Below are 1,036 nucleotides of genomic sequence, written 5' to 3'. Positions count from 1 at the left end.
CCCGCGCGCGTTGCGCTCGGGCTTGCCGTTGCGACCGTTGTTGCGCCGTTGTTCGCGGTTGCCCTGAGCGTCGCGCGACTCGCTTTGCGCCGCTGCGCCACGGTTGCCGCTGGCCAGCTGGCGGATCGCGCGCAGGTCCTGGTCGTCGAGCTCGACCCAGACGCCGCGCTTGAGGCCGCGCGGCAGCACCACAGTGCCGTAGCGAATGCGGATCAGACGGCTCACGGCCAGGCCGACCTTGTCGAACAGCTTGCGCACCTCACGGTTGCGCCCTTCGGTGATGACCACGCGGTACCAGCGGTTCGCTCCTTCGCCACCGCCCTCCTCGATGCTCTTGAAGCCGGCGGTCTGACCGTCGATCTCCACGCCCTCGAGCAGCTTCGCGCGCTGTTCCTCGTTCAGGCTGCCGAGCACGCGCACCGCGTACTCGCGCTCGACGCCGAAGCGGGGATGCATCAGTTGGTTCGCCAGTTCACCCGAGTTGGTGAACAGCAGCAGGCCCTCGGTGTTGATATCCAGGCGACCGACGGACTGCCACTTGCCCTGCTGAAGGCGCGGCAGACGGCGAAACACCGTGGGACGCCCTTCCGGGTCGTTCAGCGTGACCACTTCGCCGGTCGGCTTGTGATAGGCCAGCAGCCGCGCCGGGCCCGGCTGGATGCGCAGACGCACCGGCTTGCCGTCGACGGCGATGCGGTCGCCGTAGGAGATGCGCATGCCCACATGGGCCACCTCGTCGTTGACCGTGACCTTGCCGTCGAGGATGAACTGTTCCATGTCGCGGCGCGAACCGATGCCCGACTGCGCCAGCACCTTGTGCAGCTTGGGCGCCTCGGGCTCGGGGCGCAGCACGCGCTTGGTCGACTGCTCGACGCTGGCCTCATCGTCCGGCTCGGGTGGCTCGGCGTCGTAGGCACCCGACAGCACTTCCTCGAAGCGCTCCACCACCAGCGCCGGATCGAGCGCCGGTCGCGGTGCCTGCGGCGGGCGTTCGGCGCCGGGCTCGGCCGAGCCATCGGCGCCCGCAGCCTCGCCG

General features: G+C 69.8%; 1 protein-coding gene. It reads right to left on the bottom strand.

Annotated elements, in window-relative coordinates; all coding sequences use genetic code 11:
* The coding region (locus tag x551_RS22635) for a pseudouridine synthase (protein WP_036251926.1) at positions 1 to 1,036 on the bottom strand (1,036 nt) is incomplete at both ends.

Origin of the sequence: Methylibium sp. T29 (genome assembly GCF_000576205.1) — a bacterium.
In the GTDB taxonomy this organism is placed as follows: domain Bacteria; phylum Pseudomonadota; class Gammaproteobacteria; order Burkholderiales; family Burkholderiaceae_C; genus Methylibium; species Methylibium petroleiphilum.
Note: the sequence above shows the minus strand (reverse complement) of the source record. Positions and strands in the feature narration are given on the sequence as shown.